This window comes from Enterococcus canis NBRC 100695, assembly GCF_001544375.1.
GTDB classification, from domain to species: Bacteria; Bacillota; Bacilli; order Lactobacillales; family Enterococcaceae; genus Enterococcus_H; species Enterococcus_H canis.
Genome location: NZ_BCQJ01000002.1, coordinates 157,245 through 180,942 on the forward strand (window position 1 = coordinate 157,245; position 23,698 = coordinate 180,942).

General features: G+C 43.0%; 27 protein-coding genes and 1 tRNA gene. 6 read left to right on the forward strand and 22 right to left on the reverse strand.

From position 1 onward, the window contains the following. Positions 1–7 precede the first annotated feature (7 nt). Positions 8–1,210: a hypothetical protein gene (locus ECA01S_RS04110; protein ID WP_067391540.1), complete on the reverse strand. Its 1,203-nt coding sequence runs from the start codon at positions 1,208–1,210 to the stop codon at positions 8–10. Continuing rightward, on the reverse strand, positions 1,210–2,307 hold the full coding sequence (locus tag ECA01S_RS04115) for a hypothetical protein (protein WP_067391543.1): 1,098 nt from the start codon (positions 2,305–2,307) through the stop codon (positions 1,210–1,212). Before ECA01S_RS04115 ends, ECA01S_RS04110 begins: the two co-directional genes overlap by 1 nt. A 147-nt stretch (positions 2,308–2,454) precedes the next feature. Between ECA01S_RS04115 and ECA01S_RS04120 the strand changes: the two genes are divergently transcribed. Continuing rightward, positions 2,455–3,360, forward strand: coding sequence for a serine hydrolase (locus ECA01S_RS04120; RefSeq protein WP_217994734.1), 906 nt, complete (start codon positions 2,455–2,457; stop codon positions 3,358–3,360). 76 nt (positions 3,361–3,436) lie between these two features. On the opposite strand, the gene ECA01S_RS04125 is transcribed toward ECA01S_RS04120, so the two are convergent. From ECA01S_RS04125 to ECA01S_RS04165, 8 genes are all read right to left on the reverse strand, one after another. Further along, on the reverse strand, positions 3,437–3,808 hold the full coding sequence (locus ECA01S_RS04125) for a YxeA family protein (protein WP_067391549.1): 372 nt from the start codon (positions 3,806–3,808) through the stop codon (positions 3,437–3,439). Between the two features lie 96 nt (positions 3,809–3,904). Beyond that, on the reverse strand, positions 3,905–4,333 hold the full coding sequence (locus ECA01S_RS04130; RefSeq protein ID WP_174519960.1) for a hypothetical protein: 429 nt from the start codon (positions 4,331–4,333) through the stop codon (positions 3,905–3,907). Positions 4,334–4,600: 267 nt separating this feature from the next. Next, positions 4,601–5,170 (reverse strand): helix-turn-helix domain-containing protein, encoded by a 570-nt coding sequence (locus ECA01S_RS13850; protein ID WP_071858904.1) that lies wholly within the window; start codon positions 5,168–5,170, stop codon positions 4,601–4,603. Positions 5,171–5,558: 388 nt separating this feature from the next. Beyond that, positions 5,559–5,641 (reverse strand) — tRNA-Leu (locus ECA01S_RS04145). A 70-nt stretch (positions 5,642–5,711) separates the two neighbouring features. Next, the gene (locus tag ECA01S_RS04150; protein ID WP_067391554.1) at positions 5,712–6,428 is read right to left on the reverse strand and encodes a YdcF family protein; all 717 of its coding nucleotides are present in this window, start codon (positions 6,426–6,428) and stop codon (positions 5,712–5,714) included. Continuing rightward, positions 6,425–6,871 (reverse strand): SprT family protein, encoded by a 447-nt coding sequence (locus ECA01S_RS04155; protein ID WP_067391557.1) that lies wholly within the window; start codon positions 6,869–6,871, stop codon positions 6,425–6,427. Before ECA01S_RS04155 ends, ECA01S_RS04150 begins: the two co-directional genes overlap by 4 nt. Then, positions 6,868–9,042 carry a Tex family protein gene (locus ECA01S_RS04160; protein ID WP_067391560.1) on the reverse strand — a complete coding sequence of 725 codons (2,175 nt, stop codon included), beginning with the start codon at positions 9,040–9,042 and terminating at the stop codon, positions 6,868–6,870. Before ECA01S_RS04160 ends, ECA01S_RS04155 begins: the two co-directional genes overlap by 4 nt. Positions 9,043–9,311: 269 nt before the next feature. Further along, positions 9,312–10,046: a metallophosphoesterase family protein gene (locus ECA01S_RS04165; RefSeq protein ID WP_067391563.1), complete on the reverse strand. Its 735-nt coding sequence runs from the start codon at positions 10,044–10,046 to the stop codon at positions 9,312–9,314. A 145-nt stretch (positions 10,047–10,191) separates the two neighbouring features. On the opposite strand from ECA01S_RS04165, the gene ECA01S_RS04170 reads away from it, so the two are divergent. From ECA01S_RS04170 to ECA01S_RS04185, 4 genes are all read left to right on the forward strand, one after another. Next, a complete protein-coding gene (locus ECA01S_RS04170) occupies positions 10,192–11,049 on the forward strand; it encodes an efflux RND transporter periplasmic adaptor subunit (RefSeq protein WP_067391567.1) in 858 nt (285 codons plus the stop codon). A gap of 8 nt (positions 11,050–11,057) precedes the next feature. Then, a complete protein-coding gene (locus ECA01S_RS04175; protein ID WP_067391570.1) occupies positions 11,058–11,750 on the forward strand; it encodes an ABC transporter ATP-binding protein in 693 nt (230 codons plus the stop codon). A gap of 15 nt (positions 11,751–11,765) precedes the next feature. Then, positions 11,766–12,989 (forward strand): ABC transporter permease, encoded by a 1,224-nt coding sequence (locus ECA01S_RS04180; RefSeq protein ID WP_071858905.1) that lies wholly within the window; start codon positions 11,766–11,768, stop codon positions 12,987–12,989. Positions 12,990–13,121: 132 nt separating this feature from the next. Next, positions 13,122–13,739, forward strand: a complete 618-nt coding sequence (locus ECA01S_RS04185; RefSeq protein WP_067391573.1) for a hydrolase — start codon at positions 13,122–13,124, stop codon at positions 13,737–13,739. Between the two features lie 172 nt (positions 13,740–13,911). On the opposite strand, the gene trhO is transcribed toward ECA01S_RS04185, so the two are convergent. The 10 genes from trhO to ECA01S_RS04235 form a co-directional block, all read right to left on the reverse strand. Then, the gene (gene trhO / locus ECA01S_RS04190; RefSeq protein WP_067391575.1) at positions 13,912–14,808 is read right to left on the reverse strand and encodes an oxygen-dependent tRNA uridine(34) hydroxylase TrhO; all 897 of its coding nucleotides are present in this window, start codon (positions 14,806–14,808) and stop codon (positions 13,912–13,914) included. A gap of 39 nt (positions 14,809–14,847) precedes the next feature. Beyond that, positions 14,848–15,387, reverse strand: a complete 540-nt coding sequence (locus ECA01S_RS04195; RefSeq protein WP_067391578.1) for a hypothetical protein — start codon at positions 15,385–15,387, stop codon at positions 14,848–14,850. A 131-nt stretch (positions 15,388–15,518) separates the two neighbouring features. Beyond that, positions 15,519–15,893: a VOC family protein gene (locus ECA01S_RS04200; RefSeq protein WP_067391581.1), complete on the reverse strand. Its 375-nt coding sequence runs from the start codon at positions 15,891–15,893 to the stop codon at positions 15,519–15,521. 63 nt (positions 15,894–15,956) lie between these two features. Continuing rightward, complete coding sequence (locus ECA01S_RS04205; protein ID WP_067391583.1) at positions 15,957–17,342, reverse strand: L-cystine transporter; 1,386 nt, start codon at positions 17,340–17,342, stop codon at positions 15,957–15,959. Between the two features lie 175 nt (positions 17,343–17,517). Beyond that, on the reverse strand, positions 17,518–17,919 hold the full coding sequence (locus ECA01S_RS04210; RefSeq protein ID WP_067391585.1) for a DUF1149 family protein: 402 nt from the start codon (positions 17,917–17,919) through the stop codon (positions 17,518–17,520). Positions 17,920–17,984: 65 nt separating this feature from the next. Continuing rightward, entirely contained in the window at positions 17,985–18,587 is a 603-nt protein-coding gene (locus ECA01S_RS04215; RefSeq protein ID WP_067391588.1) for an HAD-IA family hydrolase, read from the reverse strand. 10 nt (positions 18,588–18,597) lie between these two features. Then, complete coding sequence (locus ECA01S_RS04220; protein WP_067391591.1) at positions 18,598–19,941, reverse strand: PFL family protein; 1,344 nt, start codon at positions 19,939–19,941, stop codon at positions 18,598–18,600. 10 nt (positions 19,942–19,951) lie between these two features. Beyond that, entirely contained in the window at positions 19,952–20,218 is a 267-nt protein-coding gene (locus tag ECA01S_RS04225) for an ACT domain-containing protein (RefSeq protein WP_067391593.1), read from the reverse strand. A 155-nt stretch (positions 20,219–20,373) separates the two neighbouring features. Further along, positions 20,374–20,934 carry a PTS sugar transporter subunit IIA gene (locus tag ECA01S_RS04230; RefSeq protein ID WP_067391596.1) on the reverse strand — a complete coding sequence of 187 codons (561 nt, stop codon included), beginning with the start codon at positions 20,932–20,934 and terminating at the stop codon, positions 20,374–20,376. Between the two features lie 152 nt (positions 20,935–21,086). Continuing rightward, positions 21,087–21,662 (reverse strand): TetR/AcrR family transcriptional regulator, encoded by a 576-nt coding sequence (locus ECA01S_RS04235; RefSeq protein WP_067391598.1) that lies wholly within the window; start codon positions 21,660–21,662, stop codon positions 21,087–21,089. A gap of 115 nt (positions 21,663–21,777) precedes the next feature. Here ECA01S_RS04235 and ECA01S_RS04240 point away from each other — a divergent pair, with 115 nt between their 5' ends. Further along, positions 21,778–22,686, forward strand: a complete 909-nt coding sequence (locus tag ECA01S_RS04240; RefSeq protein WP_067391601.1) for an NAD(P)H-binding protein — start codon at positions 21,778–21,780, stop codon at positions 22,684–22,686. A gap of 69 nt (positions 22,687–22,755) precedes the next feature. Here the strand turns inward: ECA01S_RS04240 and ECA01S_RS04245 are convergent, their stop codons facing one another. Together ECA01S_RS04245 and ECA01S_RS04250 are read right to left on the reverse strand one after the other, a co-directional pair. Continuing rightward, a complete protein-coding gene (locus ECA01S_RS04245) occupies positions 22,756–23,310 on the reverse strand; it encodes a GNAT family N-acetyltransferase (RefSeq protein WP_067391604.1) in 555 nt (184 codons plus the stop codon). A gap of 15 nt (positions 23,311–23,325) precedes the next feature. Beyond that, positions 23,326–23,676, reverse strand: coding sequence for a DUF2200 domain-containing protein (locus tag ECA01S_RS04250; protein WP_067391606.1), 351 nt, complete (start codon positions 23,674–23,676; stop codon positions 23,326–23,328). Between the last annotated feature and the right edge of the window lie 22 nt (positions 23,677–23,698).

Genomic DNA, 23,698 nt, shown 5'->3' on the forward strand with positions numbered 1-23,698 from the left:
TTCTCCTTTACGCCAATAATTGAAAACGGCGACGATGAGTCCACCACCATAAAATCAGCTCTAGTACTAGCCAAATTCCGCCAAATAGAAGACAGCCTTTGAAAAAAGTGAAATTCGCTGATCCGTAAAAAAAGCGGCGATAACCGGTGACGATTTGTCCCAAGCCAAAGTAAAGGGTCGGGTCGTTACTGCGATCAATTATAATCGAATACCAGCGGCGCTCTCGTAGCGGCCCTGCTAAAATGGCCCCCGCCGTCAGTAGTAAAATCAGTCCTTCTTGCTTCCACCATAGCGCCACCAACCAGCTTAAACGAATGATTACCAAAGAGATCAGCATATATAATAGAAACTCTTGGCCCAATAAGTTGCCGATTGAACGAATATCGAAGTTTTCAAAACCAACGATTGGTCGTGTTACATCAGCAGTTAGGCGTAAGACTGGTACGGGATACGCTAGACTTCCTATCCCTTGGTCAAGGTTAACGCCCACGATGGTCAACAAGGCTAGGCCAAAGACTGTTACCGCCCCGCATAGGGCGACAGCCGTTTTGGCTAATAAAATGCGGGTTACCGATAACGGATAGCCGGCAACGAGTGAGCGATGGTGCCGGTCTTTTAGCAGCAAATCAGTCAGCGAAAAGGTGGTTGCTAAAATTAGAAAGAATGGTAGCCAACCATTCATCACCTTTAAAAAAATCTGCAAACCTGTTTTTTCTTCTAAAGCTGCCTTGGTTGGTTGCTCTTTCGCAAAAGCTGTCAATAACGCTTCTGTATAGCTGTAATGGTAATAAAAATCATAGGCAGGATAAAGATTGCCAAAGGTATAGTATTCAGGTGGCATAGGCACCATTTGTCCCCCAGTATATTGCAGACCATAACGGTACCACTGAGCCGAGGCCGCCGCATATTGTTGCCAATCATGATTTTTGGCTGCTTCGATCCGTTCTTTTTCAACCGGATTCCACTGCGTAAACCAATCATAAAGCATTAGTTCGCCCCCATCTGTCCCTGGGGTGTTTTCAAAATGATCCAGAAAATATTGTCGACTTTCGTAACGGGCCATCATCTCAGATACATCAATTCGTTCAATCGGGCGCTGATTTTTTTCAGAGAGCCCTAAAAAGCCCGCGACTAGACAGACAGCTAGTAAAATCGTTAAGGTCTTTTTGTGCAGAAAGAATTGTTTGAGCTCAATCAAAAAATAATTCATCAGGCAGACCTCCTGTACAATGTCGCCTTCTGCAGTCGTATAAATAGCCAGGCTTGTAGTGCGATAATAAGGACACACCAGTAAACGACAAAGTGTTCTAAACCTAGTGGGTGCCCGTCAAAATAGGCGCCAGTCATGATTTTATCTAACTGAAACCACGTTCCTGGCCACAGGGTTGCTTGCCATACGAAGGCCGAAAAATAAAGGCCTAATAATAAAATCACCGTGACCGCACCATTACGGGTATAGCTGTTTATGAGAGCAACTAGCTGATTCACAAGGAAACCAACCAGCAGAAAAACGCCTAAAAGAATCAATAAAAATTGCCAACGCGGTAAAATGACAAAATGATTCTGCCACGGTAAAGCGGTGGGGTACGTGAAATCTCCCCAGCCGTTAATCAGCGCCATACTCCCTGCCACCGAAAGCCAGCTTAGTAGGATAAGGCCCAATGCACATAAGGTACGCACTAACAGTTGGCCGCTTAGCCGCCTGTATAAAGAACTGGGGAATCCACGCAAAATAGTTTCATGCTGAAATTCTTCCAGCAGATTCCCCTGCGCACTAAAAACAATTAAAATGAAAAAGCCTAACGTAATATAGATTAACCAATCATAACCAGCACGGGCAGCTGAACGACTATTCAGTTCTACCCTATGCGCCCCCTGAATCAAGGTCTTATCAACTAAGACATTTTGAGTGACTTGATACTTTGGCGGCAGAAAAAAGGTAGAGGTCAATTGCCCCTCTTGCTGCCATAATTTTTGCTCATTCAAGCGTAACTCATAGTCTACTTGGCGAAAACTTTCTAAGTCCTCCATGATTAAATTCTGATTCTGTCGCCGTAAAAGCGTCTCTTGGGTCAACAATAGTTGATAAAGCGGGTCCTCTCCTACTCGTGGATCATTGACGTTATCCCCATAGCTGTTCAACACCGCTTGTAATTGATTCAATTCGCCCCGTTTTTCTTCCTGCATGGTGTTTGGTTGTTGCGCTAAAACTAAACTAAAAATGATGCCAATCATGATTGCTGCCAACAAAGCCAGCCACGTACGGCGTCTGCGCCACACCATGCGCCATTCTTCCAAAAATCCCATAAATTTCTCCGTCCCAATTAAATTGAATAAATTTAGTATAGCATGTTTCCGTACTTTCCGATGAAATTATTTGAGTTTTCAGAAAGTTGTTTTTTTCATGACACGCGCGCGTAACCGCCACTTTTTGGTATAATGTGTTCCATGAAAATGACAGAAAAAAAATGGATGGAGATACAAGGGATCGCGTTGATCCTCTTACTGATCGTCGCAGCAGTCTTGATCCCCAAACCAGAATCTACCAAAAAAAGCAGTCATCCAACGCAGACGACTGAAACACAGATCATAGAAACACGGACGACTGAATCTTCAACAGTGGCACCGCCTGAAAAGCCAATCTTTGCCGCGGAATTAACAAAACTATTTGATGAAACTGAGGGCAACGCCAGCTATATGTTCATCGACCTAACCACAAATGCAACTAGTTATTACCGGCCCAATGCTGAATACTTTGCCGCTAGCACCATTAAAGTCCCCATCGTCATGATGCTAACCGATAAAGTAGCGTCCGGAGACCTCTCTTGGACACAAAAAGTTGCTTATACTGAGGAGGATTACGAAGAAGGAACAGGTATTTTGCAAAATGATTTGCAGGATGAGTATACGGTCAAGGAACTAGCCGAGGTGGCGATCACACAATCAGATAATATTGCTAAAAACATGTTAGAGCGTTTGCTAGGTGGTCGAGAAGCTGTGCGGGATTATATTTGGCAACAATATCTAAACCAAAATAATCAAACCGATGAAAATGTTATCACAGCCAAGCAAGCAGCTACTATTCTGGATTATTTGTATCAGCACGAAGAAAAATATGCTGATTTGGTGAAGCATATGCAAGAAACCGTCTTTCATGAACGCTTAGAAACAACGCTAACAAAAGACCATTTGGCCCATAAAATTGGGTCAAGTGAAAGCTATATCCACGATATCGGTCTCTTTTTAACGGACCAACCATATGTCTTAGTTGTTTATACTGATGGTGTTGGGGATGCCGAAGACTTTATCAGCACGGTTTCTGATATCGTCTGGAAAGCTCAAAATCCACCCAATAACTAAAAAAGGCCCCTCATGATCGGTGATTCCAAAAGTTTTTATAACTCTAGGAATATGACCGAATCATGATGGGGTCTTTTTACCCTAATTCTTTTAACACTTTTTCTGGCAATTCTTCCGCTGTTACTTCTTCATAGGTTTCAACAAAAGCGCCTTTATTTGTTAATTTCAAATAACGGTCTCGTTTTAATTCTGAAATACCACTGAAAGCAATTGGCCGAGTGTGTCCCGTTTCATCTACGGCCGTTTGTTCATAAGCAGCCGTTCCGTAACCATTCACTTCAATTGGTTTGGTTGTTTTTACATATACGTGGCCGGTCTTAACTAAGGGATTGATACGATCCAAAATCTGAGCGAATTCGCCTGATGCTTGCTTGGTGTAAAACATACTCCCTGCAACGAGCCCCCCGCCAATAATTACTAGTCCTAAAAGTCCTTTTATAAGTTTCATTTATTTGCTCCTTTCCTTTACTAATAACAGTCTAACGAAAGGAGCAGCCTAAGACCTCGGTCTCTAGGCCCATCTGAAACGAACAGTTTTGTTAGGTCAAACCTTTTTAACAAACTGATGATGACAGCTTTGACAGGTTACCCGAATGTTCCCCTTACCGCGAGGTGCGCGGATAGTTTGGTGACAGGCAGGACATTGAAAATAACGATATTGTCGATCCGTCACACTTCGTTTCAACAAGTTTAATTTCCCAGCGATTGGTCGCCAAAAGCGCATAAACTTTGTATTTTCATTGGCACGGACATAAATCTTCTTTGAAAAAAAGCGATAGTACGTCAATCCTAGTAAAAGTAAAGCTAAAACGCGGAGCACGCCGCCACCGATAAACATGCCCAGTAATAAGCTGATTAAGGAAAGAATCACCAACGCCTTATTCAACTGATCATAGCGGCCATAACGCCCGCGCATCATTTGTTGGGTCTTCAGCTGCCACTTTTGCAGTCTTGCCAACCATTTTGTATTCAAGTCCATCTTCCTTTCCACTTTTAGCAAAAAAGAAATCCACCGTTTTCGGTACATTCCCCTAGTCCTACACAGATGATAGTCGTCGAAGCCCCTAAGATTAATTCTTTTGACAACCGCAATGTTAGCTTTTCGACTCCTCCGTTTAGGGGGATATTTGCTAATGAATACATTCTACTATATTAAGCCGCTTTACAAAAGATTTGCTAATAATGTAGACAAGTGGATAACGGCTTTAGACACTATTATTAGCTTTGACAAACTAGCGCTCTAAAACTCATAAATATGCTCTTTACTTTTTTCCCACAGCTCCGCGGGTTCATAGCGATCCTCATCATTTAGCACCACTGTTCCATCAGACTCAATCTTAATGGTTGTACCCATCCATGAATTCCGATTACTCGCTAGAATATTGAGACGTTTGCCTTTCCCCTCTTTAGCTGAAAAAGCATCGACTAAATCTTGATTAAAATGTGTGCGTACATATCTAACGACACCATGTGCAAATGTCACTTTCAAAAAATTCGCCATCATTTCTGCTTTAACTGCCTTAGGAATCGTTCCCGCCGGTATCTCTTTTTCTACTTTTTTCATCTCATTTCCTTCTCTCTTAGAGAATAGCGATGCGAAAAATGATTTTTTAGCAGTCCCTAGGATCGTATCTGTGGATACTTGGAAGAGCTTACTCATTTGAATAAGCATATCGAGATCGGGATAACTTTTATTCCGTTCCCATTTGGAAACTGCCTGAGGTGTCACATTGAGCTTTTCAGCCAGCTCTTTCTGTGTCATCTTTTTATCTTCGCGCAATTCTCTGATTTTTGTTCCAACCTCTACCATCAGGTTATCCTCCCCTACCTATTGTGACAAGCAACCATGAGTTTACCTTTATAAAACAACACTCAACGAATGGTTGAGTCCGTATTAATACTGACTTTATCGTAAATTCTTTTTCTTTCATTTCGTTATACTATTTTTTTATTATGACATATTTACAGCTAAGAGACTACGCAGAAAAAAGTTTTTTTTGAAGAATATTTTGCTAGCTGTTTCCGATCTTTTCAGCTGATTACAAAACTTATAAATACGCTGTAAATCCTTTTACCACACAAATCAAACTAAACAAAAAAAGCCTACCCAAACTTGGATAGAACCAAAAGCAATTCTGGCGGTCATAATCAAAAGAGCTTTCGACCATGACCGCCAGATAACCGTTGCGTTACTTTAATGCGGAAGATGGGAGTCGAACCCACACGAGCTAATGCTCACAACGACCTCAACGTTGCGCGTCTGCCATTCCGCCACTTCCGCGTTTGATGACTTTCTAGGGAAAATCATCAACTTCTATATTCTATAAAACCGGTACTGAAAAGTCAAACCTCTAGCGACTAATTTCTGGAAATTCTTGTTGGAGCTGCTGGAAAGCTGCTAAAACTTCTGCTGGGATCTCCAGCTCATCGATAAAATCTTGTCCCAAAGGTCCGTAACCATCAGCGTTATTTTGTAAGCGGCGCATTTCACCAAAAACCAGTTGTTGGAAATAAGCTGGTGACCACCACTGACGACTTTCTGTGTCCAACTCAAAGGGTTCAGTGACGCTAGGTTGAAATGGAACGTAAGTCGCAAAACTAGTCAGCTCTTCACGCCACTGCCGCTGAAAGGTCGCCCTAGTCCGCCGCATGAGTAAGGGGTCTTGTAAAAGTAATAGCTCAAAGGGCATTAACCCCTTTTCCTGTAATAGTGCCAATGAAAAGGCCGCATTTTCACCAGAGTTCGTTGAGCTTGTTTCTAGGATTAGTTGTTCATCCGCAATTGGATAAAAACGTTGTAAGTACTCCGCCACCATTTCTGCCTCAGTTTTGGCCGTTGGCTGCCAGCCGATTTTGGCAAAGTTTTCAACTAAATATTGGGTAGCATGCCCCACACCACCGGACAAAACCAACGTTTTGACTTTCCCCTTCAGCAAAAGAGCGGCGGCTTGATCGGCAATAAAAGGCAGACTATTGCCAGCTAAGATTGCTGCTTCAAAGGTTGGCAGCTGCTCATTCGTAAAATCGGCATCAGCTAAATAATAGATAACTGTATTCCAATGATTCATTTAGATTCCTCCACTTCGACCAAACGGCCCCGGCAGCGACCGCAGACATAGCGTTTGGTATCCACCTTTCGTTTTCGTTGAATCAGACTCCCGCATTTTTGGCAGCGGTATGTTCGGTAATTTGCCTCTGTCAAAGGCTGTACATAACGGCTTCCGCCAGTTTTTTGCAATAATTCTTTAAAATCACGGTCGCGGTGTTGATAGCCGCGGCCCGTTAAATGCAAGTGATAATGGCAAAGCTCGTGCTTGATAACCCGAACCAGTTCCTCTATACCATATTGTTCATAGACCTTAGGATTGAATTCTATGTGATGACTTTGCAACAGGTAGCGTCCGCCCGTTGTCCGCAAACGCCCGTTGAAGCGGGCTTGATGACGAAAGGCTCGGCCAAAGTCACGTTGAGAAATCGTCATCACCAAGTTTTGTAATTCTTGTTCGGTCATTTTTCTTGTTTAGGAATCATGGTCAAGCTGATACGACCTTTTTTAACATCAACATCCTCAACCCAAACCGTCACCACATCGCCAACCGCTACTGCGTCAGTCGGGTGCTTGATAAATTTGGTGCTGAGTTTTGAAATATGCACCAAGCCATCTTGTTTGACGCCGATATCAACAAAGGCGCCGAAATCGACAACGTTGCGGACGGTCCCTTGTAATTCCATACCTGAACGTAAATCTTCCATTGAAAGAACATCTTTCCGCAATAGCGGTGCTGGCATTTCATCCCGCATATCCCGACCTGGTTGAATCAAGGCTTTTACAATATCCGCCAAAGTTTCTAAACCAACCTCAGCTTCTTTAGCCACCGCTTGAGTGTCGACATATTTCAGTGCTTGAATCGCTGCCTCAGTTCCTAACTCTTCCATCGCAACGCCAGCTTTAGCCAAGACGGCTTTAGCAACTGGATAGCTCTCAGGATGGATCCCGGTATTATCCAAAATGTTCTTGCCCCCACTGATTCGCAGGAAGCCGACTGCTTGTTCATAGGCTTTTGGTCCTAAGCGAGGAACTTTTTTCAATTGCGTACGAGCTGTATAGGCGCCATTCTCTTCTCGATAGGTCACCACATTTTGAGCCGTGGTTTTATTAAGGCCAGCGACATATTGTAATAGCTGAGGACTGGCGGTATTGACATTGACCCCTACTTGGTTAACCGCGGTTTCCACCACAAAGTCCAATTGCTCAGCCAAACGTTTTTGCGAAACATCATGCTGGTATTGGCCGACGCCGACAGCTTTCGGGTCAATCTTAACTAACTCAGACAATGGGTCCTGCAAACGGCGTGCAATGCTGACGGCGCTGCGTTCTTCCACTTGCAAATCAGGAAATTCTTGTCTAGCTACATCACTGGCAGAATAGACAGAAGCACCTGCTTCATTAACGATCACGTAAAATACTTCTCGTTTCAAAGCTTTTAATTGTTCCGCTACAAATAATTCTGATTCACGGCTCGCTGTACCATTGCCGATTGCCACCATTTCAACTTGGTACTGCTCAATCAGTTTTTGAAAAGCAGGTCCAGCTGCTTTCCGTTTTTCCTGAGAGGCTGGTTTATGAGGATAAATGACCTGTATTGCCAAAACTTTACCCGTCGCATCCACCACTGCCAGCTTACAACCAGTTCGGTAAGCCGGGTCAAAGCCTAGAACAACTTTCCCCTTCAAAGGTGGTTGCAACAAGAGATTGCGCAGATTTTCGCCAAAAATTTTGATGGCTTGCTCATCCGCTTGCTCGGTTAGTTCATTACGCAGTTCGCGCTCGATTGCCGGCCCGATAAATCGTTTATAGCTGTCTTCAAAGGCTGCCTGAATCACATCTGAGGCAATTGTCTCAGTAGAGATTAATTGTTTTTCCAAATAATCCATAATGCGTTCTTCTGGCACTTCAATCACAACTTTTAGAATGTCTTCTTTCTCACCACGGTTGGTGGCAAGAATTCGGTGAGAGACTAGCTTCGGCAATGGTTCAGAAAAGGCGTAATACATTTCATAAGTGCCTTTTTCGTCTAGTTCTTCATTTTTAACGCTGCTGGTGTATGCGCCATTTTTCCAAGTAAACTCGCGAATCCATTTGCGGAATTTTGCTTCATCGCTGACTTTTTCAGCAATGATTTCATGGGCTCCCGCTAATACGGCCTCGACAGTGGGGACCTCTTCCGTGATATAGCCAGTAGCTTCTGCCGTTACATCACCTGTTGTTGGTAATCCCAATAACCATTCAGCAAAAGGTTCCAGACCTTGCTCTTTGGCAATCGTGGCTTTCGTACGTCGTTTTTGTTTATACGGACGGTACAAGTCTTCAACCTGTTGCATTTTCACGGCTTTTTGAATGCTTTGGGCCAATTCTGGCGTCAGCTTTCCTTGTTCCTCAATTAAACGTAAGACTTCTGATTTACGTTTTTCCAAATTTTCTAAATAGCGGTAGCGTTCTTCGATTTCGCGAATTTGGACCTCATCCAAACTTCCTGTCATCTCTTTCCGATAACGCGCGATAAACGGAACAGTGTTCCCTTCTGCTAATAAGTTCAAGACCGTCGTCATTTGCGGAAGACGATAAGTAGTCAATTCTTTTTGCAATAATTGCAGGATTTCTTGTGAATAATTTTCTGCCATTAGATTCCCTCTTTTCTACGATCCTCATTATTTTAGCATAGACCACCATTTTTTTGCTATTTCCATCGCAATTTTTCAGAAAAAGCGTCTTCATTTACCTTCATATATACTGCAATATCTTTCTGGAAATGAACCAGTTCATCTGAAAATATCTGCGACTATTTTTAATACTATGGAAGGTATTCCAACAATTTACTAAAAGAAAGGAGCCACTATACAAAAAAAAGACTCTTTGACAAGCTTCTTGTCAGAGAGTCTCTTAAGCCCACTTAAAAGGATGGTTGCCACGGGCCATTCATATTTTGATCCTCAATATCTTGTAAAATTCCTTGTTCATTAAAGATTACCCCATGAACGGAGCCGCCAAAAACCGCACCACCATCAATTCCAATTTTATTATCAGAAAGCCACAAATCTGTCGTCTGCATATCGCCGTGCAGCATTGGGGTAATTGTATGGCCAAAGACAATGGTTTTTCCTGTCTGGTTCTTCCCTTCATGAAAAGGCTCGCGAATCCAAATGAAATCTCGCGGACTAGTGTCGCGCCAGTCTTTCTTAGTCAAATCAACGCCCGCATGCACAAAAAGGTACTTGCCCCACTCATAATACAGAGGGCGCTGTGTCAAAAAGTCTACCAGCTCGCCGTATCGGCTGCGAATCATCATGGCCATTTCAGTAGGTGAATATTCTTCTGTTGCGCCCTTGTGCAATAAACTTTCAATCGTTTCTTTGCCACCATTGCGCAGGTAGCTAGGATACCACTCTTCAGGCGCGTTCAAAAACTGCAGTAAATACTCTTCATGGTTTCCTCGTAAGTATACGGCCTGATACTTTTCCACCAGTTCTTTTCCCAACAAAAGACACGCTTTCGATTGCGGACCGCGGTCATTCAAATCACCAATTAAGATTAGTTGATGCAGCTCTGGATCAAAAAACTTAAGTAATTCTTTAAACAATTGATATTCGCCGTGGATATCACTGATAGCATACGCTAACTTCGGCATATTATCCCCTCATTTCAATCGCTTTCATTCTTATAAACAGTATACTGCAAATTAGCTTGATTTGAAAACTTGGACTTCTTTCTGAAAACAGTTTATACTATCAAGTGACAACCTGTCATAAAGAAATGATCGGAGGATTTTTTGTATGAAAAAGAAAACATGGATCGGCATCGCAATAGTTGCCGTGATTGCTATCGGCGGTGCCGTTTGGCTAGGTCAAGGCAAGAAAGAAGAAACAATCAGCGTCTCCACTGGTGAGGTCAAAACCGAAAACGTCGTGGAAACGTTAGCGACTTCGGGACAATTGGTTCCCAATCAAAGCCAAAGTCTTTTAGGTACTGGCAACGTGACCGACTTAAATGTCAAGGTTGGCGATACCGTGAAAAAGGATGACGTGCTAGCGACCTATGACAGTGGCATGGAATTAAAAGCACCTTTTGATGGTACGGTGACGCAGGTCAACATTAAAGAAAATCAACCAGATACTAGCTCACAAGCTGGTAAAGCGGCGATTGTCGTTGATGACCTTTCTACCTTGAAGGTGGAATTGAACCTGTCTAATTCAGAAGCACAAGCAGTCAAGGTCGATCAAAAAGCGACTATCACTAGTGGCTCGGCGACTTTCCCTGGTAAGGTAGCGCAAAAAGACCCTGTCGCAACTGCCAATCAAAGTGCCACTGGCGTAACTTCTTCTTTAGCGGCTGTTGTCACTTTTGACAAGGCACCAAAAGATCTTTATGCCGGTTTCGATGTTGACGTGGACATCACCACAAATATCGCAGAAAATGTTGTGGCTATGCCGATTGAAGCCCTGACTTATAACGATAAAAATGAACCGTTAGTCTATGTCTTGAAAGATGGCAAGATCAAAATCACCAAGATTAAAATCGGGATTCAGTCCGATACTTTAGTCGAAGTTACCGAAGGCTTACAAAGTGGTGATAAAGTGGTCTTATCTCCAGGCAGTGAATTAAAAGACGGTACAGCTGTCACAGCAGAGTAGGTGAAAAAATGATTGATTTAAAAAATGTTGTCAAAATCTATCGGACGGGTGGCGAAGAATTAATGGCCTTGCGCCACGTCAACCTGCATATTGCAGAAGGCGAATTCACTTCCATCATGGGTCCTAGTGGTTCTGGTAAATCAACGATGATGAACATTCTTGGCCTGTTAGACCGTTTTGACGAAGGTACTTACCTCTTAAATGGTCAAAATGTCACCCATTTAAGCGACGTTGAAAGTGCCCGCGTTCGTAACAAGGAAATCGGCTTTGTTTTCCAAAGTTTTAACTTAATGCCTCGCATGACTCTTTTAGATAACGTGGCATTGCCTTTAGTTTATGGTGGCGTTCCCGCTCATGAACGGAAAGAACGGGCGCTAGTTGCCCTTGAACAAGTCGGCCTAGCCGATCGTGTCCATCACCGGCCCAACGCTATTTCTGGCGGGCAAAAGCAACGGGTAGCCATTGCACGAGCTATCGTCAATCAGCCTGCAGTTTTGATGGCAGATGAACCTACCGGTAACTTGGACTCCAAAACGACCTTAGAAATCATGAAGATTTTCCAAGATTTAAATGATGCCGGCACGACAGTCGTCATGGTTACCCATGAACCCGATGTCGCGCAATATACGAAACGAATCGTTTCTTTCCGTGATGGTCAGATTATTGATGACAATCCGGTAGCGGAACGAAAAACACTTTAGAAAGGAGCAATTACTTTGGGATTTTTAGAAAGTTTAAAAATGGCGATCGACAGTATTTTAGCCAATAAAATGCGCTCCTTCTTGACTATGCTGGGAATCATTATTGGGATTGCTGCTGTTATTGCTATTTTAGCAGTCGGTGGTGGTGCCACTAACGAAATCACCGGAACCTTTAGTGACTTGGGTGCCTCTACGATTTCCGTCTCTACTAGTCAAAATGCCACGGAAGATCAAAAAATGACGAGCCAAGATATCCAGGCATTGAAAAAGAGTATTCCGGATATCGACCATATCTCTCCTGATTACACAACGCAAGCCATGGCAACTGCCAATCAAAAAGAAAAAATGACCATGATCAGTGGCGGGACGCCTGATTTACAATTCACGAATCAAACGATGGACAAACAAATCGTTTATGGGCGCTATTTCAATCAAACCGAGTACCAAGAGGGCGCCAAAGTGGCGGTCATTAGTGCCGATACAGCTCGCTCGCTTTTCAATGGTCGGGATAATGTCGTCGGGGAAAAAATCACGTTAAAAAGTGGTGGTAATCCCTTAAGTCTGCGGATTATCGGTGTCACTAAAAGCACGATGGAAAAACTGGTAGGCTCTTTTGACACGGAACAAATGCCTGGGATGATTTCCGCTCCACTAACGGCCCTAACTGCGCTGGACCCCAGTGCAACTAAAATCAGTAACGTGACGGTAGTGGCAAAGTCGAAAGATGATATTGAAACGATTTCTAAACAAATTGTTAATATCTTAAATGTTCGTCACAATACGGTGGGTGAAGATACCTACACCGCTCGTAACTTCCTGCAAGCTTTAGATGAAGTCAATAACGTCTTAGGACTGTTTATCAACTTTATTGCGGCAGTCGCTGCGATTGCGTTACTAGTAGGCGGTATTGGTGTCATGAATATCATGTTAGTTTCCGTTACGGAACGTACCCGGGAAATTGGCACTAGAAAGGCCTTAGGTGCTACCAATAACAATATCCTGTTCCAATTCTTGACAGAATCTGTGATTCTTTGCTTAATTGGCGGGCTAATTGGTTTGACATTGGGTGCTACCTTAGCGATTACGGTAGCCAGCACACTGAATATCACTGCCCACTTCACACTAAGCGCTGTGGTGATGGTCTTGCTCTTCTCTAGTGCTATTGGTATCTTCTTTGGGGTTTACCCAGCCCGTAAGGCTGCCAAACTAGATCCAATTGAAGCCTTGCGTTACGAATAATCACTATCTTTTCAATACCATACTTATCAGATTCAGCGGCGCTTCGGTGTCGCTGTTTTTTTGATTCGTCTAACACCCGCTTTTTTCTTGTGAGTGCTATACTTAAAGAGTACTTAAAAGGAGGAATTTTTCATGACAAGTCTAGCACCAAGAACTGCAGAAGATGAATTATTGAACCCTGATAACACCGTTTTAGTCATTATTGATTATCAACCAACTCAAATCAATTCCATCAATTCTATGAATCGGCATCAATTGATGGAAAACATTCAAATTGTCGCTAAAATGGCCCAAGCTTATAAGATTCCGACCATTTTATCCACTGTCAATGTCGCAACTGGTCGCAACCAGGATACGATCCCACAATTAAAGGCGATTCTAGGAGACATTCCGACTTATGACCGCACCTCCATTAATGCGTGGGAAGACAAAGAATTCCAAGAGGCTGTTAAAGCCACCGGTCGTAAAAAAATCTTGATTACCGCTTTATGGACAGAAGCTTGCTTAACCTTCCCAACTCTTGATGCTTTAAAGGAAGGCTATGAAGTTTATCCAATCGTGGATGCTGTGGGTGGCACTTCCGTTCTTGCCCATGAAACGGCGTTACGTCGTGTTGAACAAGCTGGCGCACAGTTAACATCCATTGCACAGTTAGCCTGCGAATTGCAACGAGACTGGAATCGTGGAGATACCGTGCCTGACTTTATGAAGATCATGTTTGAAGCAGGTATTTTCCTAAAACTTTCTTAGCAGCTAGAGACTAAAGTTAGGACAGCAGCGTCTAACTGCGATAAATAAAAAGCGACGACTACAAGCTAGTTTTAGGCTAACTTATAGTCGTCGCTTTTAGATTAAATTTGATATACTTCCCTAAACCAAAGGCTTACGCCGACCACTGAAATTTATTATTGCGATTTTAAGCCTATTGGGCCGCCTTTACATAACGATTCCGTGGATGATTGCGGCATTCATCGCTACAAGCACCAAGGTATTTCGCTTCGTTCTCTGCTGATGCTAAAATACGACGGTTACATTCAGGATTGCTGCAATTGATATAGCGTTCGCAAGGTGTACCGTCAAACCAGTCACGGCCCACCACTTGTTTATCGACATGATTGATTTCCACACTCACCCGTTCATCAAACACGTACATCATGCCGTCCCATAGCTCGCCACGGACCTGTGGGTCTTTCCCGTACGTAGCAATCCCACCAGATAATTGCCCCACATCTTTAAAACCTTCTTTTACCAACCAACCAGAGAATTTTTCACAACGAATTCCACCAGTACAGTAAGTCACTACTCGTTTTTCCATAAATTCATCCTTATGGTCACGAATCCATTGTGGCAGTTCACGAAAGTTGCGAATATCAGGCCGAACGGCACCACGAAAATGACCCAAGTCATACTCATAGTCATTGCGGGCATCGATCACCACTGTATGTTCATCTAGTAACGCAGCTTTAAAGTCTTGCGGAGAGAGATAGCTGCCAGTGGTATCGTTGGGGTCTAAATCCTCCGCTAGTTTCAGTGATACAATTTCTTGGCGTGGACGAACAAACATCTTTTTAAACGCATGTCCTTCTGCCTCATCCACCTTAAAGATGATTCCGGCAAAACGTGGATCTGCCTCTAATGCCTGTTGGTAGGCTGCCGTAGCTTCTTTCAAACCCGAGACGGTACCGTTGATCCCTTCTTTAGCTACCAAAATACGACCTTTGAGACCTAACGCTTTACAAAAAGCCAAATGCTCTTGTGCAAAAATTTCTGGGTCTTCGATCGTTGTATATTTATAGTAAAGCAATACTTCATAGTCCATGTTCATTCCCCTTTCGCTAGTAGTATAGCGAAGGGTGCGCTATGAGGAAATTTCTCTGCTTGTGGCAACTGTCTCAATCTTGACCTTTTTAATTAAATGATAATAATGAGGCAATAGCTGTTCTTGCCCACTATCACTGAAATTGCAGTGACTTGCATAGGCTAAAATCTGCGCCCAAACAAAAGGAAAACGTTCACTAGCATCAAAAATTTGTAATTTATAATAGGAAGAACAAGCAATGCGTTTGGCAATTTCTAGAAAATTGGGATTGTTCTTCATCTCCCCCCAATTTCCGTCACGATGAGACGTCAACATTTGAGCATAATAAACAAACCAATCATATTCACATGGAACCTGTCCTTCTTGGATAATAGAAAAGAAGTGATGACTGCCTTGGCGTTCCATCGCTTGCCGCATCAATTCTTCAAATGACGAAAACTGCTTATAGACCGGTTGGGTGGAACAGCCGGCAAAACGTGCAAACTTTCGAATGGTATATTCCTCAGGCGAAAATTGCAGTAAAAAATCTTGGGCACGGATCAACAAATAATCTTTTGAATAGCGAACTGTTCTAGCCATTTTCTCATCTCCTTAATTCTAGTTTAGCGGATTTTTTAAATAAGAATCTGTCTAATTATGCTCACCATCTGCGTAACTTTTGAGGAAATGAAAAAACGACTAAAAGCAATGCCTTCAGCCGTTTCTGCTAGCTACTCACCTTCGCTCACCGCAAAGTAATTTCCATCACTATCCATGAAATTGAATACTAAGCCGTCCGGTAACTGTAATAGTTCACCAAGCTCCACATGTTCAGCTTTCATCTTTTCATAAAGAGCTAACGCATCTGGGGTTGTGAACATAATTGCTGGGTTTCCGGCCGCAGCTTCGGGATCATGCTGCAGAACAAATTGACGGTCATATAGCATGAAGCTCGTTGTCGCATCTTCATGTGGGGTTACTTCAACAATCAAGGTGCCTTCCATTTCTTCCCGTGAAACTTCCAAAAAGCCCACTTTTTGCCAAAAATGCGCGGCCGCAGCTACATCATCCACATACAGCATCACTTTTAATTCTTTGCTAAACATAGTGCTCCTCCTAAAAAAATACTACCAAGCACAAGTCTTGATAGTATCACTATACGCTGATTCTTATGATTCGACAACAAATTCAGGGTCAGTTAAACGGTCTCGGTCCAACTCGTGGATTACATTGCTGGTTGTGACACCGGCAACCATACTACCGCTCACATTGACAAGTGTCCGCGCCATATCAATCAATGGTTCAACGGAGATAACAAGCCCTACAATCGCCACTGGCAAATTCATTGCACCAAGAACGATCAATGAAGCAAACGTTGCCCCACCGCCGACTCCGGCTACTCCAAACGAGCTAATCGTCACGATGGCGATCAACATCAAAAAGAAGGAAGGACTGAAAACGTCAATGCCAGCTGTCGGCGCCACAATCGTCGCCAACATGGCTGGATACACACCAGCACAGCCATTTTGCCCAATCGACAGACCAAAACTTCCAGCAAAATTAGCGGTAGTGTCGTCCACACCCAACGCCTTCGTTTGAGTTTCAATGTTCAGTGGTAAAGCACCCGCACTGCTACGAGAAGTAAAGGCAAAGCTCAACACAGGAAAAGCTTTTTTGAAATAGTTGATTGGACTCACTTTATTGCCAATCAAAATGATTGAATGAACAATTAGGACCGCAATCAAGGCCACATATGATGCTGCGACAAATTTGCCTAGATTCAAAATCGCATCAAAGTCACTGGTTGCAACGACCCGCGTCATTAATGCCATCACGCCATAAGGAGTCAAGCGTAGGACTAGCGTTACGATACGCATGATGATTTTATATAAACTTTCTACTAAGTCGGCAAAGAAAGCCGCTTCTTTTTCTGCTTTGCGTTTAACGCCTAAGTAAGCTACGCCAATAAAAGCGGCAAAGATTACTACACCAATGGTACTGGTAGCTCGCGTACCGGCAAAGTCAGCAAAGACATTTTTCGGAATAAAAGAGACGATTTGTTCTGGCAAGCTTAAACTTGAAACAGTTTCTTGGCGAGTTGCTAATTCAGCGATTCGTTCGCTTTCAGCAGCGCCCTGAGTAAAAGTTGCACCTTGTAAGCCAAACAGAATCGTGCTGCCGTATCCAATCAAAGCAGCAATGGCGGTTGTTCCCAATAACGTACCCAACACTGAAAAAGCGATTTTCTTCAGGTTGGTTGTCACCTTCAGCTTAGTAAAAGCACTAACAATTGAAATGAAAACAAGCGGCATAACCAACATTTGTAGTAACGCAACATAGCCATCCCCTACAATGTTAATCCAGGGCATACTTTGTGTTACGACGTCATTTTGTGTGCCGAAGATTAATTGAAGCAAAGCGCCAAAAACAATCCCTACACCCAGAGCGCTAAAGACCCGCGTTGAGAATTTGATGTGCTTCACATTCAACCGATGAAAAACATATAAAAGAAGTGCAAAAGCAATCAGTACAATAATAGTCATGATGGTATTCATGAGGTTCCTCCTTTTTTTGTTGCGGCTTTTTACCCGCCAGCAAAATACTCCTTGAATCATGAAATTTTCAAAGACACTCTCATCATACCGAATATTTTCAAAAAGCCAATGGAAAAACGCTTGTGATGCGATATACATAAAAAGTCGCGATAGCTTCAAGCTATCGCGACTTTTTTTACTCTTCTGTTTGTTCTTCCGTTTGTTGTTGTTGAAAATTCAGTTTCACACCTGGTTTATCTAGGGCTATTTCGGTAACTTCATAAGCCATGCGCTCCACGATTTTAAATAACGGTGCCACCAGTTCATCAATCTCATCTTGATTGATATCTTCTTGATTTTCAATTTGGCGGTTGATGACGTGATTAATTTGGCTAACGCGACCTGCCAAAATATATTCCTCAAAAACCAAACGGAATTCCAAACGCGCACCTAATACGCTGTTTTCTTTAGGATAGTTTTCATCCTCCACCTTTAAAGGTGAAAAACCAATGCGAATCTCCGTTTTATCTTCTGAATCTTTGCGGCGCATATCATAGTGAAATGCTTCCACGATTTCTTTTTGACGTTTGATTTCCAAATTCTATGACCTCCTTTTATCTTCTATTTTAGTATAACATATTGAGAAAAAAGAGCGCGTTTTTTTCAAAGCAATTGCCGTAAATCTTCAACGATTCGGTCAGCTGGTATCGCCCCTAAAAAATCGTCCTTTTCATACAGACAAGTAGCCAAACCAGCTCGTTTACCTGCCAAGACATCTAATAAGCGGTCCCCTACCATTACCGTTTGTTCCGGTACTAGTTGATATTTTTCAACTAAATAACGCAATGACGCTGGATCCGGTTTTGCCGGAAAATGGTCATCGGCTGTCGTACCATCTGTGATCAATTTTGCTAAGCCATCTCGTTCTAACATATCAAAGGCTGAATGATCCCGGTGTGTCACGATGAAATGACGCGCTCCCTTGTTGGTCAATGCTTGTAGAACGGCTGGTACTTCTGGAAATGGACGCGGCTCAGCCAAACGAGGTGCCTCTAACTGATGGAAACGGGCCAAGAATTCTGCTGAACGTTCTTGGGCAAATTCTTGGGCAATGTAACGTAACGACTCCTTTTTCATCCAATAATAAAGCTCCTCTGGCGTCAACGTTAGACCAAATTCCTGCGCTGTCGCAAAAGCCACTTCGGTCATCATGGGATATGAATCATACAATGTCCCATCGAAATCCCATAAATAATTTTGCCACATTTATCTCACCTCAGTTTTTAAAGGAATGGATTGGAGCTGGAATGCGGCCGCCCCGCGTAATAAAGTCGACTGATGCTGCCTGATTCACCGGCATCACCGGCGCACGGCCCAATAACCCGCCAAATTCCACCATTTCGCCTACCTGTTTCCCTTTAGCAGGAATAATACGCACGGCCGTTGTTTTGTGGTTAATGACGCCAATTGCCGCTTCATCCGCAATCATAGCCGCAATGGTTTCCGCAGGTGTCTCACCTGGAATTGCAATCATGTCCAAGCCAACTGAACATATCGCCGTCATTGCCTCAAGCTTTTCAAGATTCAAGCTGCCATTCTGCACGGCTGCAATCATCCCAGCATCCTCAGAAACAGGAATAAACGCGCCTGATAATCCGCCAACGTGGTTACAAGCCATGACGCCGCCTTTTTTCACTGCGTCGTTTAGTAGTGCCAGCGCGGCGGTGGTACCATGAGTTCCCACGCTTTCCAATCCCATCTCTTCTAAAATATAAGCGACACTATCGCCAACTGCTGGCGTTGGGGCTAAGGAAAGATCTACAATTCCAAAAGGAACTTGCAGACGTTCAGAGGCGATTTGCCCCACCATCTGCCCCATCCGTGTAATTTTAAAGGCGGTTTGTTTGACGGTCTCTGCCACCACATCAAATGGTTCACCCTTCACTTTTTCAAGGGCACGTTTTACAACACCAGGTCCACTGACCCCGACATTAATCACACAATCAGCCTCACCAACGCCATGAAAGGCCCCCGCCATAAAAGGATTATCCTCCACGGCATTAGCAAATACCACTAATTTTGCACAACCCATCTCAGAAAGTGAAGCGGTTTTTTCGATGACATATCCCATTTGGCGAACTGCATCCATATTGATACCGGCACGAGTCGAACCGATATTTACAGAGGAACAAACAAAATCAGTTTCTGCCAATGCTTCTGGAATCGAATTAATTAGAGTGACATCGCCGTTTTGATAGCCCTTTTCAACAAGCGCTGAGAATCCACCAATAAAGTCAACGCCTACAGCTTTAGCTGCTTGATCTAGAACCTTAGCATAACGTACATAATCCTGATTTTGGCTTGCCGCCGCGATTAGCGCGATGGGGGTTACCGAAATACGTTTATTAATAATGGGAATCCCGTATTCCAATTCGATTGCGCGTCCTACTTTGACTAGATCTTTGGCTTTTGTCGTAATTTTTTGATAGATTTTTTCGCAAGCTCGTTGGCTATCACTATCAATGCAATCTAAAAGAGAAATACCCATTGTAATGGTGCGGATATCCAGATTTTCTTCTTCAATCATCCGAATAGTTTCTAATATTTGTGTCGTCTCCATACTCGTCCTCCTAGAGCTTATGCATCGTGTTAAAGATGGCCTCATTTTGAATATTGATTTTCACACCTAAGGTTGTCCCTGTCTGATGCAGGGCCTCCCGAATTTTCTCAAAATCATGTGACTCTGGTAATTCAAGCATCATCATCATGGTGAAGTAATGGTCCATAATCGTTTGGGTCACATCTACAATATTGATATCTAATTCTGCTAATTGATTAGCCACGCCTGCGATGATACCCACCTTGTCTTTTCCAATTACTGTTAATACTGCTCGCATATTTTTCGCTCCCTCGGTATTTTTCTCAAGTATAGCATATTACTTCACATGATTTGAGCATTTTCTTAACGAATATACATATAATCGAGTTATTGTTCGTTTTTAAAGAATATTAGAGCGGTATTATTCGTCAAAAAAACGCCTCCGCAGAGACGTTAGGTATTCGTATAAATGATTTGGTCGCCTACTTCGACAATTCCGTGATTTGCAATAAATAGGCGTTTATAAAAGCGATGATTGGGGACTACGACCACCACATAGGGATCGTAGCCGGCGTCCTCCAAACCGAAAAGATCAAATTCTGCAACTAGTTGTCCTTGACGGATTCGTTCATTTTGAACTTTTTTCGGCATAAAATAACGACCATTCAGCTCCATTGTTCGAAAGCCGATGTGGATGATAACTTCCGCGCCATGATTGGAGGTAAAACCAAAAGAATTACCGCAGGGACTTACAAAAACGATTTTCCCATCAAATGGGGCATAGATACTGCCGTCTTTGGGATGGATTGCCAGTCCTTCTCCCATCATTCCTGTAGCAAAAACCTTATCGGGGATTGAAGACAAGGCTTGTGCATGGCCCGCTATCGGGCAGAAAATTGCCTCATTATGGACACAAATTTCAACTGGTGGCGGTGGTGTCAAAGCAGCCTCTGCAATTTTTTCTTTTTGAATGTTTGCGGAAAATTTCTCGAGTAGTCGACGAAATTGGCTCATCAAACCACCTCCTCCCCTTTATCTTAGCAAGGGTGAAAAGGTAGCGCAATCATTACGCTAATTATTTATTCATCAATTTTTAATATTGACAATTTTGAATTACAATATGAGGATTGCTCATTTTAACCTTATTTCGTTCTCATTGACGCGCGTTATTTTTTCTGAATGATCGCCCAAAGTAAGACATGAATTTTTTGATACGGGTACGCAGATTCTGGATATTTTCCCGCCTTGATATTCTTCGCATGATGATGCAGCGTTGAAAAAATAGCTGTCATATATAGATCTACTGGCAGGTCCTCGACTATACCTGCACTAACTCCCGCGGTCAGTAGCTCTTCAACAGGGCGATAGGTTGACTCATCTAATCTCTTTTCATCTCCATGTTGTAGAAATTTAATTTGTTCGATTAGCGTCAAACTTTCCGGATTGGCTAAAGCATAATGATAGAGTGAACTGAAGTAATGATTGATTCGCTCCTCAATGGACAACGATAAGTCTAGCAGCTGCTCCATTTCAGGTGCCTCCTTCACCTGAATCATTTCTCGTTCATACACGCTTTGCAGGAGCTCATCTTTGTTCTGGAAATATAAATATACGTTAGACTGCGCAATACCGACTTCCCGTGCTACCTTAGTTGTTGAAACCGCAGCGGCGCCTTCACGCAAAATTATCGCAGCAGTTGCGTCTAAAATCTTTATTCGTTTGGTTTCATCTTTTTTTCTCATGAGCCTAGTCTAACTAAAAATGGTGAAGAGTTCAAGCTTGACAAAGATAACTCTATCTTTTATAGTGGGTAACGTTAAAAAGATAAACTTATCTTTTATAAAAGGAGACGATTTTATGAAATTCGCATTATTAGGCTCACTTGGTTCAATTAACCGCTATTTGATTCCTAGCTTGATTCAAGCAGGGCACGAAGTCACTATTGTAAGTACACAGGCAGATCGGGCCACTGACATTCAGGCGCTAGGTGGTATCCCAGCAATCGGTACTATGACGGATGCTGACTTTTTAGCTGAAACGTTTAAAGGAAAAGATGCGGTCTATTTAATGATTTCTGGCGCGCCAAGTCCAGATCTTTTTGCTGCCATCCAACAACAAGCGGAAATTTTCAAAACAGCTATTGAAAAATCTGGTGTTTCACGTGTCGTTCAGCTAAGCAGTATTGGGGCTGACGCTGGCCCTGAGGCGGGTTCTCTATATGCTTATCACTTACTTGAAAACCACTTACGGCAATTGAATCTACCAGTTGCGTTTGTTCGACCAACAGGATTCTACGCAAACTGGTTTGCACATTTAGATACGTTGCGCGCAGAACATGCAATTTATGCGAACATTCCCATGTTGACGTCTGAATATTGGACCGCACCTGAGGACATTGCTGCCATTATTCAGCCTTTATTGGAAAAAACACCTGTTGGTCACACCGTTCACTATGCTATGAGTGACTATTTCAACGGAGCCGACTTCATTGATGCACTGGCAAAAGAAACTGGTTGGCATGACTTACATTATGTGGAAATTACTGATGCACAATACCAAGAAAATTTGAAAGCTCATGGCGTACCAGACCCAATTATTCAAGCTTTTCTACAAATGAACGACTATCAACGGCACCCAGAAGCTTTATATAAGGACCTCCGCCAGCATGGTGTCACGACTGGGAAACCATTAGCTGAATTTATCAAAGAATATGCTGCGATTTTGATAAATGACGAAACGCAACGGGCCAACACAATTGTCAGCTAAACGTACAAAAAAACTGTTCGACTGGAAGTTCTGGTTATTCACCGTGATTCCCAGCAGAACAGTCTTTTCTTATTCAAAGGCAGCGAGAATTTTCATTGCATCTTGATAATCCTCGTTGGTGCTACCATCTAGATTTTCGGACATGATAACAAATCCTAATTTTTGATAGAGGGCAATCGCATCATGACTCCACGTTTGGGTATGAAGGTAAACAAAATCAGACTGATCCTGTTCTTGAAAGATGCGCAAGGCTTTCCCCAGTAGCGCTTTGGCTAAGCCTTGGCCTTGCGCTTCAGGTATTACCGCTACCCAGTGAATCAATGGTTTTTCACCGCTGAACCAAGCCGTACAAGTCCCCACTCGCTTTCCAGCTGGATCTTCAACAAATAACATTCGCCTTGCTAACTGATCTGGATAAGGTGCAAAGCTTTTTTGGAAATAGGCCTGGGCTTCGGCTACTTCAGCAAATTCTAATACCGCTGTCTCGATTTTGGCCCAATCCTTTTCCATACCAGCTCGATAAAATACCAGCTGGTATCCCTCTGGTAATACGTAGTCAGGCAATGCCAGGTCAAGGGGGCGTTTCATCCAAATTTCCTTATAAGGAATTGATTTATCTAACATTTTTTCTCCTTCTCTTCAGCTACGCATGATTTTAGGTAAGGCTTTGCCTTTAGCTAATTCATCAATTATTTTGTCTAGGTAGCGAATTTTTTGCAGCAAGGGATCTTCTATATCTTCAACTCTAATCCCACAAACGATACCCGTGATTTTTTCCGCATTCAGATTCCAACGTGGTGCCTGTTCAAAGAAGGTCGTTAAATCGGATTCGTTTTGTAATACTTCTGCTAAGCTAGTGGCGTCATAGCCAGTCAACCAAAAAATCAATTGATCCACTTCCTCCTTAGTCCGACTTTTACGTTCGGCCTTTTTGACATAAAGTGGATAAATGCTTGCAAAGCTCATATCAGACAATGCTTTTCGTGCCATGAAATCCTCCTCATTTGTATTC

Bases quoted from the DNA above. Each gene is read 5' to 3' on its own strand.
- ECA01S_RS04230 (WP_067391596.1), bottom strand. From the start codon at position 20,934: ATGAGCCAATTTCGTCGACTACTCGAGAAATTTTCCGCAAACATTCAA.
- ECA01S_RS04195 (WP_067391578.1), bottom strand. From the start codon at position 15,387: ATGGCTAGAACAGTTCGCTATTCAAAAGATTATTTGTTGATCCGTGCC.
- ECA01S_RS04235 (WP_067391598.1), bottom strand. From the start codon at position 21,662: ATGAGAAAAAAAGATGAAACCAAACGAATAAAGATTTTAGACGCAACT.
- ECA01S_RS04250 (WP_067391606.1), bottom strand. From the start codon at position 23,676: ATGGCACGAAAAGCATTGTCTGATATGAGCTTTGCAAGCATTTATCCA.
- ECA01S_RS04185 (WP_067391573.1), top strand. From the start codon at position 13,122: ATGACAAGTCTAGCACCAAGAACTGCAGAAGATGAATTATTGAACCCT.
- ECA01S_RS04170 (WP_067391567.1), top strand. From the start codon at position 10,192: ATGAAAAAGAAAACATGGATCGGCATCGCAATAGTTGCCGTGATTGCT.
- ECA01S_RS04125 (WP_067391549.1), bottom strand. From the start codon at position 3,808: ATGAAACTTATAAAAGGACTTTTAGGACTAGTAATTATTGGCGGGGGG.
- trhO (WP_067391575.1), bottom strand. From the start codon at position 14,808: ATGGACTATGAAGTATTGCTTTACTATAAATATACAACGATCGAAGAC.
- ECA01S_RS04220 (WP_067391591.1), bottom strand. From the start codon at position 19,941: ATGGAGACGACACAAATATTAGAAACTATTCGGATGATTGAAGAAGAA.
- ECA01S_RS04215 (WP_067391588.1), bottom strand. From the start codon at position 18,587: ATGTGGCAAAATTATTTATGGGATTTCGATGGGACATTGTATGATTCA.
- ECA01S_RS04150 (WP_067391554.1), bottom strand. From the start codon at position 6,428: ATGAATCATTGGAATACAGTTATCTATTATTTAGCTGATGCCGATTTT.
- ECA01S_RS04120 (WP_217994734.1), top strand. From the start codon at position 2,455: ATGACAGAAAAAAAATGGATGGAGATACAAGGGATCGCGTTGATCCTC.
- ECA01S_RS04165 (WP_067391563.1), bottom strand. From the start codon at position 10,046: ATGCCGAAGTTAGCGTATGCTATCAGTGATATCCACGGCGAATATCAA.
- ECA01S_RS04110 (WP_067391540.1), bottom strand. From the start codon at position 1,210: ATGAATTATTTTTTGATTGAGCTCAAACAATTCTTTCTGCACAAAAAG.
- ECA01S_RS04245 (WP_067391604.1), bottom strand. From the start codon at position 23,310: ATGTTAGATAAATCAATTCCTTATAAGGAAATTTGGATGAAACGCCCC.
- ECA01S_RS04200 (WP_067391581.1), bottom strand. From the start codon at position 15,893: ATGTTTAGCAAAGAATTAAAAGTGATGCTGTATGTGGATGATGTAGCT.
- ECA01S_RS04160 (WP_067391560.1), bottom strand. From the start codon at position 9,042: ATGGCAGAAAATTATTCACAAGAAATCCTGCAATTATTGCAAAAAGAA.
- ECA01S_RS04175 (WP_067391570.1), top strand. From the start codon at position 11,058: ATGATTGATTTAAAAAATGTTGTCAAAATCTATCGGACGGGTGGCGAA.
- ECA01S_RS13850 (WP_071858904.1), bottom strand. From the start codon at position 5,170: ATGGTAGAGGTTGGAACAAAAATCAGAGAATTGCGCGAAGATAAAAAG.
- ECA01S_RS04115 (WP_067391543.1), bottom strand. From the start codon at position 2,307: ATGGGATTTTTGGAAGAATGGCGCATGGTGTGGCGCAGACGCCGTACG.
- ECA01S_RS04240 (WP_067391601.1), top strand. From the start codon at position 21,778: ATGAAATTCGCATTATTAGGCTCACTTGGTTCAATTAACCGCTATTTG.
- ECA01S_RS04225 (WP_067391593.1), bottom strand. From the start codon at position 20,218: ATGCGAGCAGTATTAACAGTAATTGGAAAAGACAAGGTGGGTATCATC.
- ECA01S_RS04205 (WP_067391583.1), bottom strand. From the start codon at position 17,342: ATGAATACCATCATGACTATTATTGTACTGATTGCTTTTGCACTTCTT.
- ECA01S_RS04155 (WP_067391557.1), bottom strand. From the start codon at position 6,871: ATGACCGAACAAGAATTACAAAACTTGGTGATGACGATTTCTCAACGT.